At 43.7% G+C, this 1,278-nt stretch carries 1 protein-coding gene; it reads left to right on the top strand.

Going from position 1 to position 1,278, the window contains the following annotated elements; all coding sequences use genetic code 11:
- The first annotated feature begins 66 nt into the window (after nucleotides 1–66).
- Nucleotides 67–1,232, top strand: a protein-coding gene (locus tag ACS8FD_RS15100) for an IS3 family transposase (RefSeq protein ID WP_424510714.1) whose coding sequence is annotated in 2 segments (ribosomal slippage) — nucleotides 67–322 and nucleotides 322–1,232 — 1,167 coding nt in all. Because the reading frame shifts where the segments join, the coding sequence is not laid out codon by codon here.
- The last annotated feature ends 46 nt before the right edge of the window (nucleotides 1,233–1,278 follow it).

Here is a 1,278-nt window from a genome sequence, read left to right as displayed (position 1 = left end):
ATGAGCTATGCTGAAGAAACCGTACACCTAAACTTGGTAAACTAACGACTCGATGAGGAGTTTACCATGACTAAGAAAATCAGAACTTATAGCACAGAATTCAAAGCCGAAGCCGTCAAGAAGATAGCAGACAATAACGGCAATATTTCAGCGACTGCAAAGCAGCTTGGCATTGCCATGCAAACGCTCTCAAATTGGCATAACAAAGCCAATCAAGGCAAGCTTGTCGGCACAGATCAATATGATCCTGATCTTATGAGTGCTCTTCAAGAAATAAAGCAGCTCAAGCGGCAGCTTAAAGTGGCTGAAGAGGAGCGCGAGATCTTAAAAAAGGCGACGGCGTACTTTGCCAAGCACAGTTAGTGAAGTACGCCTTTATCAAAGACAACAAGCACTTCTTTAGCATCACCACTATGTGCCGTGTGTTAAGGGTTAAGCCCTCAAGCTATTACGACTGGATTAGTCGTGACATCAGTGACCAGCAGATACATCGCAACCAGTCTGAATTACTGGTCAAAGCGGCTCACAGTGAAACGAAAGAACGTTATGGCGTAGATCGACTGCATGCTCATCTAAGCGAGCAAGGCCACAACATTAGCCTGTATATGGTAAGAAGCATCAAAGAGCAACACGGCATTAAATGTCGTCGTCATAAGCGCTTTAAAGTGACCACCGACTCTAATCACAACAAACTGGTCTATGATAACGTGCTGGATCAGAAGTTTGATGCCAATCGCCCTAACCAAGCATGGGTAAGCGATATTACTTATATCTGGACACATGAGGGCTGGTTGTACTTAGCAGGAGTCAAAGACTTATATACCAAAGAGCTGGTCGGCTATGCGATCAACAAACGCATGACCGCAGATTTGGTCTGTCACGCATTGAACATGGCCATCAAGAACAAACGACCTGCCAAAAAACTAATAGTCCATTCTGACAGAGGCAGCCAGTATTGTAGTCACGCCTACCACAAGACCATTAAGCAGCATCAGTTTACAGGTTCAATGAGCGCTAAAGGTAATTGCTTCGACAACGCTCCAATAGAAAGCTTCTGGGGCACTTTAAAGAACGAGCTGGTATATCATCAGGATTATAAGACTAGATTTGCAGCGATCAACGATATTATTAGATACATCGAGCTTTACTACAATCAGACTAGAATTCAAAAGGGTTTGGGCTATAAATCACCAAGACAGGTGTGGTTTGATTATTATCGTCAGGCTGCGTAATTAAAATCTCCCAAGTTTAGTTATACGGATTTGACGGCAGGGGTCA

The sequence above is a fragment of the Psychrobacter sp. 1U2 genome (assembly GCF_051847575.1).
The sequence above is the reverse complement of the archived record's forward strand: the minus strand, read 5'-3'. Positions and strand labels throughout refer to the sequence as shown.